Origin of the sequence: Sphingomonas sp. EC-HK361, from assembly GCF_902498785.1 — a bacterium.
In the GTDB taxonomy this organism is placed as follows: Bacteria; Pseudomonadota; Alphaproteobacteria; order Sphingomonadales; family Sphingomonadaceae; genus Sphingomonas.
This window is the reverse complement of sequence record NZ_LR701492.1, coordinates 151,066-164,759: the sequence shown is the minus strand read 5'-3', so window position 1 is coordinate 164,759 and position 13,694 is coordinate 151,066. Positions and strand designations below refer to the sequence as shown.

Below are 13,694 nucleotides of genomic sequence, written 5' to 3'. Positions count from 1 at the left end.
CATCACTTCTTGGGCTGCTTCGGCTTGGCGGGCATCAGCCCCTTCAGGTCCGCGAACTTGCCGAGCAGCGATGCGTTCTTGTTGCCCGCCGACTTGGGCGCGCCGCCGTCCACCGCATCGACCACAGCACAGATGCGCTGCGCGATCTCGGCGATCGGGGTGACCGTCTTCGATGTCTTGCCGGCTTCCGCCAGCGGCTTGCCGAGTTTTGCCGCCTGCGCCGCCAGCTTGTGGTCGAGCGGGATGACGAAATCGATCTTGCGCTCGATCGAGCTCTCGAAGTCCTTGCGGGTGATCTCGATCTGGCCGGCGCTCTGCATCCGGTTCGCCACGACGACGACCTGCGCCTGGGTGGCGTTCGATTTCAGCCACGACAGGATGCGGATGGTGTCGCGCGCGGCCGCCAGCGTCAGCTCCGCCACCACGACCGCGACCTGGATGTCGGCGGCGAGGTGCGGGTGCTGGACCAGCATCGAACGCGGCAGGTCGACCACGGTCGCTTCGAACGCGGAGCGCATTTCCTCCTGCAACTGATAGAAGGCGGCGCCATCGGTCATGATCGGCGCGTTGATCGGCGCTTCGGCGGAGAGCACCGAAAGCTTTTCCGAGGCCTTCACCATCGCGCGTTCGATGAACAGCCCGTCGATTCGGCTCGGGTTCTCGATCGCGTCGGTCAGGCCACGGCCCGGCTCGAGGTCGAGGGCCAGCGCGCCGGTGCCGAAATGCACGTCGAGATCGAGCAGTGCGGTGGTGCGGTTTTCCTTCTGCGCGATCAGCCACGCGATCGAGGTCGCCAGCGTCGAGGCGCCGACACCGCCGCGTACCCCGATGATCGCGGTGGAGACGTGCGGACGGACCGAGGCCGCTTCGTTGACCTTCGGCGTCGCGAGGATCGACTGCGCCTGCGCGAACGTGTCGCGCAGCATGTCCGCGTTCAGCGGCTTCAGCAGGTAATCCTGGATGCCGCTCGCCACGAGATCGCGGTAGAGGCGGACATCGTTGACTTGGCCCGCCGCGATCACGATCGTGCCGGGCTCGCAGACTTCGGCGAGCGCATTGATGTCGTTCAGCGGATCGCCCGATTCGGCGAGATCGACGAACAGCACGTGCGGACTGGCCGAAACGGAGAGCGTCTGCACGGCATTGCGCAGACCGCCCTTGTTGACCTTTTCCGGGGCCCAGCCCTGCTCTGCGACGATCGGACGCAGCGCCTCTGCCGTCGTTTCGTCGCAGACGAAGGCGACGAAGGGTTCACGCAAGCTCGCGCCGGTGGATTTCCATGGAGCGTTCATTACTTGCCTCCGGTGCTTTCGGACTTGACGGTGGTGCCGCCGCCGCCGGTGGGGGTCGCCTTGCGGAACGCGTCGATCGCGCGCGTGCCGACGGCTGGATCATAGGCGGTGCTGCCCGGCTGGCCGCGAACGAGATCGCCAGGGTTGGCGACCATCGCGGCCAGGTTCGAATTGATCGCGCAGCCCTGGTTCGAGCTGGTGTTCGATTCGAACTCGATCCCGCTGACCCGGCTCATGTCGGGACAGCCCGGCACGCGCGCGCTGGTGCGGCTGACGACGATGCGGATCGTGCCCGGTGCGACGGTCGCGCCGGTGACGGGCGCGTCGTCGGAGAGGATCAGACCGTAGCGGGCGACCGTCGCCGCGACATCGGCGCGGGCAGCGCCGTAGCCGGCCGGATCGTCGATCGCGACACGGTCACCGTAGCCGAGGTGGAGCGAGTCGAGCCAGCCGGCGAGCCGGCGCGGTTCGCCGGGGGCAAGGCCGTTGCCGCTCGCCGTCAGGTCGAAGGCATAGTCGGAACGGCTGACGACCGGCTGGTGCACCGATTCGAGGCCGCGATTGGGGGTGCCGGCGCAGGCCCCCAGCGCGAGCGCTGGGGCAAGGACGGCGGCGAGGGAAAGGTGCTTCATCATGGCGGATGCGGTCCTCGTTTCGGCGGCCATCAGTTGCTGAACCCGGGGGCCGGGCTTGCGCCCTTCTTGCCCTTGGGTGCGGCGATGCGCGGATCGGTGGTTGCGGCGGGCGCGATCGGTGCACCCGGCGCGACGGGAGCTGCGGCCCCGAAGGTCGGCTGCGGGGCGACCGATGGGGCCATGGTCGGCTTCGGCCGGTCCATCCCGCTCTTGCCCGACGCCAGCTGGCCCAGGAGCACGCGGCCGAGATCGGTCGGCGCCTGATACCCGTCGGTCGGCAGCACGATGTCGTTCGCGTTCACCGGCTTCACCAGATACGGGGTGATGACGATGACGAGCTCGGTCTCGTTGCGCTTCCATCCGTTCGAGCGGAACAGCGAGCCGAGGATCGGAATGTCGCCGACGCCGGGGATCTTGTCGATCTGGTTGTTGTGGCTGTTCTGCAGCAGGCCGGCGATCATGAAGCTCTGGCCGGAGCCGAGTTCCACCGTCGTCTCCGCGCGTCGCGTGGTCAGCGCCGGGATCGTGGTGCCGTTCAGCTGCACCGCGCCGTCGGCGGTCAGCTGCGATACTTCCGGACGAACGCGAAGCGAGATGCGACCGTCGCTGAGCACGGTCGGCGTATAGGCGAGGCTGACGCCATATTGCTTGTATTCGACCGAGACGGCGCCGAGTCCCTGGCTGATCGGGATCGGGATTTCACCGCCGGCCAGGAAGGTGCCGGTTTCGCCCGACAGCGCGGTCAGGTTCGGGTTGGCGAGCGTCGTCACCTGACCGACCGTCTCGCCCAGGTCGAGCGTGCTCAGGAAGTCGGCGCCGAGCAGGCGGCCGGCGATGCCGAGCGTGCCACGCTGCGCGCCTTCCTGATACGTTGAGGTCTTGTTGCCGGTCGTGGGGTCGTAGGTAATCGTGCCCGGCTTGCCGGATACGCCTACCGCCGTGAAATCGCCGCTGCGAGGCTGGGCGAAACGCAGGTTGCTGCCGATGTTCTTCACGAAGCTTCGGCTGACCTCGGCGAAGCGGACCTGCAGGTTCACCTGCAACGGCGTCGCGGTCCTCAGCCGGCTGATGATCTGGGTGTCCTTGCCGACAAAGGCCTGAACGAGGCGCTCGGCCTCGGCGCCGTCATCGGGGCCGGCGACGGTGCCGGTGAGCAGCACCAGGCCGTTCATCGGGGTCGCGGTGATGTGCGCCTCGGGCATGGCGAGCGAGAGCATCCCGCCGATCGAGTCGTAGTTGTTGCCGACCCGGACGGTCGCGGCATAGACGACCGCGCCTGCCTTCGATGTGGCCGAGATCGTCGTCTCTCCGGGCTTCTTGCCGAAGACGTAGAGCGACGTCGGCGACCGCACCTGCACGTCCGCAATGTCCGGGTTGGCGACGAAGATGTCGCTCATCGGGCGCGAAAGGCGGATCAGTTCGCCGCGGTTGGTGGCGATCTGGACGGTCGGGCCGCCGGCGCCGGTGCCGGCCTGGGCGGGGGCGGTTGCGGGCAGGGTGCCGCCAGCCGCGACCAGCGCCGCCGCCAGCGTCCAGCCCAAGGGCTTCATCGCGATGCGCATCTTAGTTCTTCCCCCCGACCGGCTGAACGGTCACGTTGTTGCCGCGCGCGATGCGCACGACGGGTCCGACTGGAGCGGTGGCTCCACCCGGAAAGGCTGCTGGTGCAGGCGCGCCGCCTGCGGTCATCATCCCTGTATCGGCGCTCTTGCCGGGCACGGTGCGGCGCTGGAAGCGCGACACGTCGGCGCCCGTTGCGTAGGACGAGCTGCCGCTCTGCGGCTGGCTGGCGAGCTGGACCATCATCGCCTTTTCGGCCTTGATGTCGCCGTCCGCCGGCACCTTCACGTCGCCGCTGGCGATCGCCTGTTCCAGTTCCGAGGAATTGTCCGCGATCGAACGCAGCGAAAGCGACAGCGACCCGAGCGTCTGGGCGACCGCGATCTGCTCCGCGATCTTGGGCGTCGCTTCGACCGTCACGGTCGAGAAGGTGTGGACGACGGTGTTGCCCTTTTCGTCCTTGTCGTCGCTCGTGCGCTGATCGGTCGCCAGCACGCGCAGGTTGCGCATGACCGTCTCCGAAGCCTTCAGCGGCGGGCCATCGCCGCCGCCGGCGACCGTCTGGGTCAGCAACAGGTCGATGCGGTCGCCCGGAAAGACGAAGCCAGCGACCGATGTCTGGGCGGAGACCGGCACGGTGACCGCGCGCATGCCCGGCCCGAGCGCAGCCGCCAGGAAGCCGCGGTCGCCGGGCTTGACGAGCGCGCCCTGAGTAACCGGCTGGCCGGCGGTGATCGCATTGCGAACGACGGTGCCGAGCAGCGACTTCATGTCGGTCTGCTGCTTCAGGAAATAGGCGCCATCGACCAGCTCCTTCGGCCAGGGCTGATATTTCAGCGCGGTCGGATCGAGGATGGTGCCGACGGGCAGCGCCCGCGTGGCGACGAGGACTTCGGGTCCATCGACCACGGGCGCGGCGACCGCGGCATTGGCCTGCGGCGCGGCGCTGCCCATGACGAGGGAGCGCGCGAAGAATGCGGTAAGTGCGGCGACGAACAGCGCCCCCACCAGCAAGACGATCTTGCGACTATCCATGGTCCATCATGCCTTTCGGGACTGCAGAACCGGTTGATCCGGCCTTAAGCATTCACGTAATTTGGTTAAGGAGTGGTTCGCGGATCGACAGAAGACCCGCGATTGCGATAGCGACGCCGTAGGGAATCTCGATCGGACCCCTGTTTTTGTAAAACTTACTTGCCGCCAGCATGACCAGCGTGACGATTCCGCCCGCGATCGACATGACCAGCAGCATCTGCATCAGCGGAACAGCGGGCAGCCACAGCGCCAGCGCGCCGATCAGCTTCACATCGCCGCCGCCCATCTGGCCGAAATGGAACGCCGCGCAGAAGGCGGCAAAGACCAGCAGGGCCAGCCCCACTTGCCAGGCGAGATCGGGCCAGGGCGCGACGCCGGTGGACCACCACCACAGCGGCGCCATGAGCGCGATCGCGGCGTTCTTCCAGTTGGCGATGGTGCGCAGGCGCGCGTCCTCGATCCCTGCCGACACCAGCAGAAGGCCAAGCGCGCCGAGCAGCGCGAAGGAAAGATTGTCCCACCCCATCCGATCCAGCCCTAGACGAGATGGCTTGCCAAAACGTAACCACGTCGGTTGATGACCAAAGCCACCGTTTTCCGCCGCGCCTATCCCGAAGACGCCACGATCGATCGCTGGACGGCGCGCGACGGCTGGCCGCTTCGCCGCTTCCACTGGCCGTCGCCTGCCGGGCGCGGGGCGATCCTGTTCCAGGGCGGACGCGGCGACATCATCGAGAAATATCTCGAGATTTACGCGCATTGGCATGCACGCGGCTGGTCGGTGACTGCGTTCGACTGGCGCGGGCAGGGCGGTTCCGGGCGCCTGTCGCCCGCACCCAATGTGGGACACGCCGACAGCTTCGCGCCGTGGATCGACGACCTCGCTGATTTCTACGCCGACTGGAAATCGGGGGCCGGTCCGCATGTCGTGATGGGGCATTCGATGGGCGGGCATCTGGTGCTCCGCGCGCTGCTGGAATTGCGAATCGATCCCAATTCGGTCGTTCTCGTCGCGCCGATGCTCGGATTGCACAGCCCGATTGGTGCGCGTGGCGGGGAGGGGCTCGCGCGGTTGCTGACGCGCGTCGGCGATCCGGCGCGGGGGGCGTGGAAACACAATGAACGGCCGCATTCGATCAAGTCGCGCGAGTCGCTGCTGACCCACGACCATGATCGCTACACCGACGAGGAGTGGTGGTATCAGGCCAAGCCCGATATCCGGCTCGGCCCGCCGAGTTGGGCTTGGCTGGCGGAAGCCTTTGCCTCGACCCGCGCGCAGCAGCGCGATCCGCGGCTGCTGACGCTGCACATCCCGATCGCGATGCTGGTGGCGGAGGCGGACGGACTCGTCGATCCCAAGGCGGCGATCGCCGTCGCGGGACAGTTGCCCGACTGTGCGCTCGTCCGCTTCGGTGACGAATCGGCGCACGAGATCCTGCGCGAGGCCGAGCCGGTGCGTACCTGCGCGCTGGCGGCGATCGACGCCTTTCTCGACGCGAGGGCGCCCGTTAGCGGTCAAACCGGCCGGTGAGCGATTTCGACATCGCCATCGTCGGCGCAGGGATCGCCGGCGCGACGCTGGCCGCCGGGATCGGCGACCGCGCGCGCGTGCTGCTGCTCGAGGCGGAGGACCAGCCCGGATACCATGCCACCGGCCGCTCCGCCGCCTTCTGGTCCGAAACCTATGGCGGGCCGGCGATCCAGCCGCTGACGACCGCATCGGGGCCAGCGCTTTCGGCGGGCGGCTTTCTGGAGCCGCTCGGGTCGCTGCATATCGGCGGCGCGGACGATGCGGCACTGGCCGAGGCGATGCTCGCCGAGTTTGAAGGCACCGGCGTGGCGCTCGCGCAGGTCGATCCCGCGGAATGGATTCCCGGCCTGCGCGCCGGATGGACCATCGGGGTGCACGAGCCGAGCTGTGCCTATATCGATGTCGGTGCCTGTCACGGCGATGCGCTGGCACGGGCGCGGCGCGCTGGCGCGGTGCTTCGAACTCGCGCTGCGCTCCGATCGGCGGAGCGGGGCGGCGCTGGCTGGCGGCTCACGACGGCGGCGGGGGTTTTTTCCGCCGATATCCTGGTCGATGCGGCGGGCGCGTGGGCAGATCCTGTCGCTGCAATGGCAGGCGTGACGCCGCTCGGCATCCGTGCCTTTCGCCGCACGATGGTGCAGCTGCGGACCGAACCGGCCCCGCCTGCCGATCTTCCCCACATCGCCGGACTGCGCGGCGATTTCTACTTCAAGCCGGAAGCGGGTGGGCGGCTGTGGCTCAGCCCGCATGACGAGATTGAGAGCGAAGCGATCGATGTGGCTCCGGAGGAAATGGATGTTGCCGTCGCGATCGACCGGTTCGAGCACGTCGTCGATTGGCGCGTCGCCGCGGTTGAGCGGCGCTGGGCGGGTCTGCGCAGCTTCGCGCCCGATCGTCTGCCGGTCTATGGCTTCGACGGCGCGGTGCCGGGCTTCTTCTGGTTCGCGGGCCAGGGCGGGTTCGGCATCCAGACCGCACCCGCCGCCGCCGATCTCGCCGCGCGGCTGATCCTCGGCGACGCGCCCGGCGCGGTCGATCCCGCGCGCTATGCACCGGCACGATTTCGCGCTAACCTGTGTTAACGGGAGACGTTTTGCAGGAGAGCATCATGGCGCACAAGTTCGTGATCGAGCAGAACAAGAAGGGCGAGTATGTCGCCAAGTTCAAATATAATGCCGAAACGATCTTCTGGACCGAAGGCTATACCAGCAAGGCGAGCGCGAAGAACGCGATCGAATCCGTCTTGAAGAACGGCCCCGGCGCGGCGGTCGAGGACGCTTAGGCAATCGCACATCGTCATTCCCGCCCTTCGACTGCCCGCAAGGCAGGCGCTCAGGATAAACTTCGGCCTTAGGCCGAAGACGGGAATCCATGTCTCTCACGGGTGGCACTTCAGCCAGACATGGACCCCAGCCTTCGCTGGGGTGACGAATCAATGCCTTTCCTCAATCCGCTTTCGCGGCCTTTGCGCGTTCGATCGAGGCGCGGATGAGGCTGTGTGCCTCGGCCTTATCGCCCCAATGCTTGATCTTCACCCACTTGTCCTTTTCAAGATCCTTGTAGTGGGTGAAGAAGTGCTCGATCTGCTCCAGCGTGATCTCGGGAAGGTCCGTCGCTTCCTGAATCCGGTCGTAGCGCCGCGTCAGCTTGCTTGACGGGACGGCGATGATCTTCTCGTCCTCGCCGGCATTGTCCTCCATCAGCAGCACGCCGATCGGGCGCACGCTGAGCATCGCGCCGGGAATGATCTGGCGCGTGTTGACGACCAGCACGTCGCAGGGGTCCCCGTCGTCGGACAGGGTATTGGGGATGAAGCCGTAATTCCCCGGATAGCGCATCGGCGTGTAGAGGAAGCGATCGACGATCAGTGTGCCGGTGTCCTTGTCCATCTCGTATTTGATGGGTTCGCCGCCGATCGGCACCTCGATCACGACATTGACGTCCTCCGGCGCGTTGGGGCCGTAGGAAAGGCTATTGATGCTCATTTCAGATCCTCAAACTTGAACGGACGAGGGCAAGCGCCGCGAACAGCGCCCCCACGGAAAGAACGACGCTGCCCAGCGCATAGCCCAGTGCAGTCATCATGCGCCCCTTCTCGACCAGCAGAGCCGTGTCGAGCGAGAACGCGGAAAAGGTCGTGAAGCCGCCGAGCACGCCGGTCGTCAGGAACAGCCGCCACTGCTGCGGCAGATGCGTGCGCATGGCGAAATATTCAGCGATCAGCCCCATCAGGAACGATCCAACGACATTGACGGCCAGCGTCCCCCACGGGAAGTCCACACTCATAACACGGACGGCGAACAGGTTGACGCCGTGGCGGGCCATGCCGCCGATCCCGGCACCCAGAAACACGATCAGAAACGCGGCCATCATCCCACCTCGGCATTCAGCTGTCAGCAGGAGTCATCAGCCGGATCGGCGGTTGTCGGGAGACCCCATTCCCTTCGCCGGCCGCGCATAGTCGAAATGCGCCCGCCTTGCCAAGCGAGGACGGGAGGACGCCGTCGTGCGGCGTCACCGCTTCGGCGCGACCGATAGCGCGGCGTTGCTGGCGAGCGTGTCGGCGCGCTCGTTTTCGGGGTGGCCGGCATGGCCCTTCACCCATTCCCACCTGATCTCGTGGCGCTCGGTCGCGGCGAGCAGTGCCTGCCAGAGCTCGGCATTCTTGACCGGCTTCTTGTCGGCGGTGCGCCAGCCATTGCGCTTCCAGCCGTGAATCCACTTGGTCAGCCCGTCCATGACGTAGCGGCTGTCGGTGGAAAGGGTCACGCGGCACGGCCGCTTGAGCGCGTTCAGCGCCTCGATCGCCGCGATCAGCTCCATGCGATTGTTGGTCGTCAGCGCTTCGCCGCCCGACAGTTCCTTCTCATGCGCGCCGCTGCGGATGACGGCGCCCCAGCCGCCGGGACCGGGATTGCCCTTGCACGCGCCATCGGTGAAAATCTCGACATCGGTCACGCGGCGCGCAGCCCCAGCGCCGGGCCGTACTGGTTGAGGCGACGCATATAGGCGAGCGGGTCCTTGCGGGTGACGAGCGCGTCGGCGGGGGTGTTCAGCCAGTCCCAGGCGCGCGACAGCGCAAAGCGGATGCATGCCCCACTGGCAAGCGTCGTGAACTCCGCCTGGTCCTCGTCGCTTAGCGGGAAATGTTGTGCATAGCCTGCGATCAACGCCTCGCCGATCGCGCGATGATAGGTCCGGCCGCTGGCGTCGAACGACCACGCGCTGTGCGTGACGGCCAGATCGTAGACGCGCAGGTCCGTGCAGGCGAAGTAGAAGTCGATCAGCCCGGTAACGTTGTTCCCCAGCATCAGGACGTTGTCGGGAAACAGATCGGCGTGGATGGCGATCCGGTCGCCATCGCGCGGCCACGCGGCGAGGACATGGTCGAGCGCGCGGGCGAGATCGTCGTGCAGCCCGGGGGCGATCGTATCGAGGCTGCGGCCGCACCGCTCGAACAGCGGCATCCACGTCTCGGACCCCATCGAATTGGGGCGCGATGGCGCGAAGTCCGCGACCGCGCGGTGCATGTTGGCCAATGCCTCGCCCGTGGCGTGCGCCTGCGCCGCGGTCGGGTGCGAGAGCGAGACGCCGGGCAGGAACTTGATGAGACACGCCGGCCGCCCCTCCAGATGCTGGATCACGCCGCCTTCGCGATCGGGGATGGCGGGCGGCACCGGCAGGCCCTTCGCGTCGAGATGATCGAGAAGTGCCATGAAGAAGGGGAGATCACCCGCGGCGACGCGCTTCTCGTATAGCGTCAGGATGAAGCGTCCGCGCGTCGTGTCGACGAGAAAGTTCGAGTTTTCGACGCCTTCCGCGATGCCCTTGGCCGAGACGAGCTCGCCCACGTCATATCGCGCCAGAAAATCGGCGAGCGCTTCGGTTGAAACCTGCGTGTAGACCGCCAAGCCTGCCTCCGGTTCGCGACGGCGATCAGGCCGCGACGTTGAGGCCGCGCGGCAGCTTGAAGGCGATCGACTCGCGCGTCGTCTCGACCTCGCGCTCTACGATCGCGAAGCGAGTCGCGAGCAGATCGACGAGTTCGCGGACCAGCAATTCCGGTGCCGACGCGCCCGCGGTGATACCGAGCGTGCCGACACCGTCCAGCAGCGACCAGTCGAGATCGGCCGCGCGCTGGACCAGTTGGGCCTTCACCCCTTCGCGCTGCGCCACTTCGACGAGGCGCAGCGAATTGGACGAATTGGGCGCTCCGATCACCAGCACGGCGTCGCAGCTCGCGGCAATCGCCTTCACCGCGGCCTGCCGGTTCGAGGTCGCGTAGCAGATGTCCTCACCGCGCGGCGCTTGGATCGCGGGGAAGCGGCGCTGGAGGGTCGCGACGATTTCCGCCGTGTCGTCGACCGACAGGGTGGTCTGAGTCAGGAAGGCGAGGTTCGATGCATCGGCCGGCGCGAAGGCTTCCGCATCGGCGGCGGTTTCGACGAGGCTCATCGATCCTTCGGGCACCTGGCCGAACGTGCCGATCACTTCCGGGTGGCCGGCATGGCCGATAAAGACGATGTGGCGCCCCGCCTCGACCAGCTTTTCGGCCTGGCGGTGGACCTTGGACACCAGCGGGCACGTGGCGTCGAGATAATCGAGGCCCCGGCTGCGCGCATCGGCGGGGACCGATTTCGGCACGCCGTGCGCCGAAAAGACGACGTGTCCGCCATCGGGCACTTCGTCGAGTTCCTCGACGAAGATCGCGCCCTGCGCCTTCAGCGTATCGACGACGAACCTGTTGTGGACGATCTCGTGGCGGACATAGACGGGCGCGCCGTGCTTCTCGATCGCGAGCTCGACGATACGGATCGCACGGTCCACTCCGGCGCAGAAACCGCGCGGGGCGGCAATGAGGAGATCGAGGGCGGGCTTGTCGGCATCGGTCATCACCACCGCCGCTTACGCCATTGCTTGCGCGCACGAAAGCCGGTTCCTATGGTGCGCGGCAATCGGGGGCCTGGGCGCGGTGATCGCGGCCGGGTCCCCTCGTGCCATTTGCGCAGAAGGTGCACCGCCTGTGAACGTCAAGTCTCTCGCCCTCATTGCCGTCGCCGCAACCGCGCTCGCCGGCTGCGCAAAGAGCGGCGAGATCGACGCGTCGGGTGGTATCACCGCGGTGCGTTCGGCCTGTCCGATCGTCGGCGTGCCGGCCGGCACCGGCGACGTGACGCTGTTCGATCCGCCGGCGAGCCGTGACGAGAACGCGATCGACGTCGTCGCGAACATGACGAACGTGCGCGGTACCTGCGACGATACCGGCACCGACGTGGTGACGACGGTGAACTTCGAGGTTCGCGGCCGGCGCACCCGCACCGACGCGGCGCGCGACGTCGTGCTTCCGTATTTCATCACGATCGTTCGCGGCGGCAGCTCGGTCATCGCCAAGCGCGTCAGCCAGGTGAACCTGCATTTCGATGCGGGCCAGGCGACCGCATCGACGACGGGGCAGGCGACCAGCATGGTTTCGCGCGCGGCGGCGACGCTGCCCGACGACGTGCGCAAGGAGCTGACCAAGCCGCGCAAGGCCGGCGACCAGGATGCCGCGGTCGATCCGTTGTCGACGCCGGCGGTGCGGCAGGCCGTGCTGCGCGCCAGCTTCGAGGCGATGGTCGGCTTCCAGCTTACCAACGATCAGCTGCGCTATAATGCGGTTCGTTGAGCGCGGTTCGTTGAGGCTGCGCGCTTTCGTCGATTGACTCGCGGCGGCGCGCTCGCCAGAGGCGAGAGCGTCGAAGTCGGGCGACCGGCTGGGCATGCGCGGGAGAGAGCGGGCCCAAGCCCGCCGCCGAAGGAGCAACCACCCCGGAATCTCTCAGGCAGACGGGACCGCGCACGCCAAGACACTCTGGAAAGCGGGCGGGCCTTTCAGGCGCGCCCCACCGAAGGGGTAAGCCGCAGCGGAGATCCTGCGCGGTCAAAGCTCTCAGGTCCCGTGACAGAGGGGGTTCGAGTATGTCCGGCGCCGGTGGTGCCGTGCGTTCGCCCCTTCGACGAGAGACCAGCGCCATGAGCGACCAAGTCACCGATACTGCGATCGACGAAGAGGAGGCGGAGGCCCCCGAGACGCAGATGTTGCCGCTTGATGCCTGGCACCGCGATCGCGCCGCGCGAATGGTCGAGTTCGCGGGCTATCACATGCCGATCCAGTATGACGGCATCATGGCCGAGCATCTGTGGACTCGGCGATCGGCCGGGCTGTTCGATGTGAGCCATATGGGGCAGCTGGTCTTCACCGGCCCCGATGTTGCGAAGGCGATCGAGGCGCTCGTGCCCGGCGACGTGACGGGGCTGGGCGAGGGCAGGATGCGCTACTCGCTGTTGCTGTCGGATGATGGCGGGATCCTCGACGACTTGATGGTCACGCGCCGCAAAGGCGAAAACGGGGACGACGAGGTCTACATGGTCGTCAACGGCGCGACCAAATATGACGATATCGGCCACATCATCGATGTGCTGCCCGACGACATCACGATCAACCTGATGGACGATCAGGCGCTGCTCGCGGTGCAGGGGCCGAAGGCGGTCGCGGCTGCGGCCGGGCTGATGCCGGGGGTCGAGGCGCTGACCTTCATGACCGCCGGCGCGTTCGACTGGGACGGCGTGCCGCTGTGGATCAGCCGGTCGGGCTATACCGGCGAGGATGGCCTGGAAATCTCGATTCTGGCCGAGGCGGCGGAGCGTTTTGCGGACGCGCTGTGCGCTCTCGATGCGGTCAAGCCGATCGGCCTCGGCGCGCGCGATTCGCTCCGGCTTGAAGCGGGGCTGCCGCTTTACGGGCATGATCTCGATGCCAGGACATCGCCGGTCATGGCCGACCTCGGCTTCGCGCTGTCGAAGCGCCGACGCGAGGCGGCCGACTTTCCCGGTGCCGCGCGTATCCTTGCCGAGCGTGAGGCTGGCCCGATCGTGAAACGAGTCGGGTTGCTGGTCGAGGGTCGCCAGCCGGTGCGCGAGGGCGCGACGGTCGTCGATGCGGACGGCAGCGATGTGGGTCGCGTCACCTCGGGCGGCTTCGCGCCCAGCGTCGGCGCGCCGATCGCGATGGCCTATGTGCCCGCCGCGATGGCAACCCCCGGCACCACCGTTCAGATCGCCCAGCGCGGCAAGGTCCACCAGGCGACCGTCGCGCCCATGCCTTTCGTCCCCCACCGCTACTTCCGAGGAGTGAAGTAAGATGAGCCGTTACTTTACCGAAGACCATGAATGGATCGACGTCGATGGCGAGATCGGCACCGTCGGCATCAGCGACTATGCGCAGGGCCAGCTCGGCGACATCGTGTTCGTCGACGTGCCGGAGGATGGCAAGCGCCTCGCCAAGGGCGACGAGGCCGCAGTCGTCGAAAGCGTGAAGGCTGCGTCGGACGTGTATTCGCCCGTCTCCGGCACGGTGCTGGAGGGTAATCCCGCGCTTGCCGACGAACCGGCGCTGGTGAACACAGATGCGGAAGCCGATGGCTGGTTCTTCAAGATCACGCTCTCCGACACGAGCGAGCTCGAGGAGCTGATGGACGAGACCGCTTATGAGGCGTTCGTCGCGAAGTTGTGAGTTTCCCCCCTCCCGCTTGCGGGAGGGGCTGGGGGTGGGAAATCCCGTTCCCCGGCTGCGTGTCTCCAAGCCCACCCCCGACCCCTCCC

The 13,694-nt window shown here is 67.1% G+C and carries 16 protein-coding genes and 2 riboswitches; of the genes, 6 read left to right on the top strand and 10 right to left on the bottom strand.

Annotation, left to right across the window (positions count from 1 at the left end):
- Window positions 1-2 precede the first annotated feature (2 nt).
- Genes BOS5A_RS01180 through BOS5A_RS01160 form a run of 5 tightly spaced genes read right to left on the bottom strand, consistent with a single transcriptional unit; the run spans window position 3 to window position 5,048 of the window.
- Entirely contained in the window at window positions 3-1,292 is a 1,290-nt protein-coding gene (locus tag BOS5A_RS01180; protein ID WP_151953387.1) for an AAA family ATPase, read from the bottom strand.
- A complete protein-coding gene (locus BOS5A_RS01175; protein WP_442800491.1) occupies window positions 1,292-1,924 on the bottom strand; it encodes a CpaD family pilus assembly lipoprotein in 633 nt (210 codons plus the stop codon). Before BOS5A_RS01175 ends, BOS5A_RS01180 begins: the two co-directional genes overlap by 1 nt.
- 32 nt (window positions 1,925-1,956) lie before the next feature.
- Window positions 1,957-3,489 carry a type II and III secretion system protein family protein gene (locus BOS5A_RS01170; protein WP_151953385.1) on the bottom strand — a complete coding sequence of 511 codons (1,533 nt, stop codon included), beginning with the start codon at window positions 3,487-3,489 and terminating at the stop codon, window positions 1,957-1,959.
- A 1-nt stretch (window position 3,490) separates the two neighbouring features.
- Window positions 3,491-4,522 (bottom strand): Flp pilus assembly protein CpaB, encoded by a 1,032-nt coding sequence (cpaB, locus tag BOS5A_RS01165; RefSeq protein WP_151953384.1) that lies wholly within the window; start codon window positions 4,520-4,522, stop codon window positions 3,491-3,493.
- 52 nt (window positions 4,523-4,574) lie between these two features.
- Window positions 4,575-5,048 (bottom strand): A24 family peptidase, encoded by a 474-nt coding sequence (locus BOS5A_RS01160; protein WP_151953383.1) that lies wholly within the window; start codon window positions 5,046-5,048, stop codon window positions 4,575-4,577.
- Window positions 5,049-5,099: 51 nt separating this feature from the next.
- Between BOS5A_RS01160 and BOS5A_RS01155 the strand changes: the two genes are divergently transcribed.
- Genes BOS5A_RS01155 through BOS5A_RS01145 form a run of 3 tightly spaced genes read left to right on the top strand, consistent with a single transcriptional unit; the run spans window position 5,100 to window position 7,335 of the window.
- On the top strand, window positions 5,100-6,053 hold the full coding sequence (locus tag BOS5A_RS01155) for an alpha/beta hydrolase (protein WP_151953382.1): 954 nt from the start codon (window positions 5,100-5,102) through the stop codon (window positions 6,051-6,053).
- A complete protein-coding gene (locus BOS5A_RS01150) occupies window positions 6,050-7,135 on the top strand; it encodes an NAD(P)/FAD-dependent oxidoreductase (protein ID WP_151953381.1) in 1,086 nt (361 codons plus the stop codon). The genes BOS5A_RS01155 and BOS5A_RS01150 overlap by 4 nt, the downstream gene beginning before the upstream one ends.
- A 26-nt stretch (window positions 7,136-7,161) precedes the next feature.
- Window positions 7,162-7,335, top strand: a complete 174-nt coding sequence (locus tag BOS5A_RS01145) for a YegP family protein (protein ID WP_151953380.1) — start codon at window positions 7,162-7,164, stop codon at window positions 7,333-7,335.
- Window positions 7,336-7,498: 163 nt separating this feature from the next.
- Here the strand turns inward: BOS5A_RS01145 and ppa are convergent, their stop codons facing one another.
- The 5 genes from ppa to ispH form a co-directional block, all read right to left on the bottom strand.
- Window positions 7,499-8,038, bottom strand: coding sequence for an inorganic diphosphatase (gene ppa / locus BOS5A_RS01140; RefSeq protein ID WP_151953379.1), 540 nt, complete (start codon window positions 8,036-8,038; stop codon window positions 7,499-7,501).
- Between the two features lies 1 nt (window position 8,039).
- Complete coding sequence (gene crcB, locus BOS5A_RS01135; protein ID WP_151953378.1) at window positions 8,040-8,423, bottom strand: fluoride efflux transporter CrcB; 384 nt, start codon at window positions 8,421-8,423, stop codon at window positions 8,040-8,042.
- A gap of 20 nt (window positions 8,424-8,443) precedes the next feature.
- A riboswitch (Fluoride riboswitch) is annotated at window positions 8,444-8,505 on the bottom strand.
- 62 nt (window positions 8,506-8,567) lie between these two features.
- Complete coding sequence (gene rnhA, locus BOS5A_RS01130; RefSeq protein ID WP_151953377.1) at window positions 8,568-9,011, bottom strand: ribonuclease HI; 444 nt, start codon at window positions 9,009-9,011, stop codon at window positions 8,568-8,570.
- Window positions 9,008-9,964 carry a homoserine kinase gene (gene thrB, locus BOS5A_RS01125; RefSeq protein ID WP_151953376.1) on the bottom strand — a complete coding sequence of 319 codons (957 nt, stop codon included), beginning with the start codon at window positions 9,962-9,964 and terminating at the stop codon, window positions 9,008-9,010. Before thrB ends, rnhA begins: the two co-directional genes overlap by 4 nt.
- Window positions 9,965-9,989: 25 nt before the next feature.
- Complete coding sequence (gene ispH / locus BOS5A_RS01120; RefSeq protein ID WP_151953375.1) at window positions 9,990-10,946, bottom strand: 4-hydroxy-3-methylbut-2-enyl diphosphate reductase; 957 nt, start codon at window positions 10,944-10,946, stop codon at window positions 9,990-9,992.
- A gap of 130 nt (window positions 10,947-11,076) precedes the next feature.
- Here ispH and BOS5A_RS01115 point away from each other — a divergent pair, with 130 nt between their 5' ends.
- The 3 genes from BOS5A_RS01115 to gcvH all read left to right on the top strand — a co-directional run bounded on the left by BOS5A_RS01115 (window position 11,077) and on the right by gcvH (window position 13,605).
- A complete protein-coding gene (locus tag BOS5A_RS01115; protein ID WP_199857158.1) occupies window positions 11,077-11,718 on the top strand; it encodes a hypothetical protein in 642 nt (213 codons plus the stop codon).
- An 89-nt stretch (window positions 11,719-11,807) separates the two neighbouring features.
- A riboswitch (glycine riboswitch) is annotated at window positions 11,808-11,898 on the top strand.
- A 167-nt stretch (window positions 11,899-12,065) separates the two neighbouring features.
- Window positions 12,066-13,232 carry a glycine cleavage system aminomethyltransferase GcvT gene (gene gcvT, locus BOS5A_RS01110; protein ID WP_151953374.1) on the top strand — a complete coding sequence of 389 codons (1,167 nt, stop codon included), beginning with the start codon at window positions 12,066-12,068 and terminating at the stop codon, window positions 13,230-13,232.
- Window position 13,233: 1 nt separating this feature from the next.
- Window positions 13,234-13,605, top strand: coding sequence for a glycine cleavage system protein GcvH (gcvH, locus tag BOS5A_RS01105; protein ID WP_151953373.1), 372 nt, complete (start codon window positions 13,234-13,236; stop codon window positions 13,603-13,605).
- Window positions 13,606-13,694: the final 89 nt, after the last annotated feature.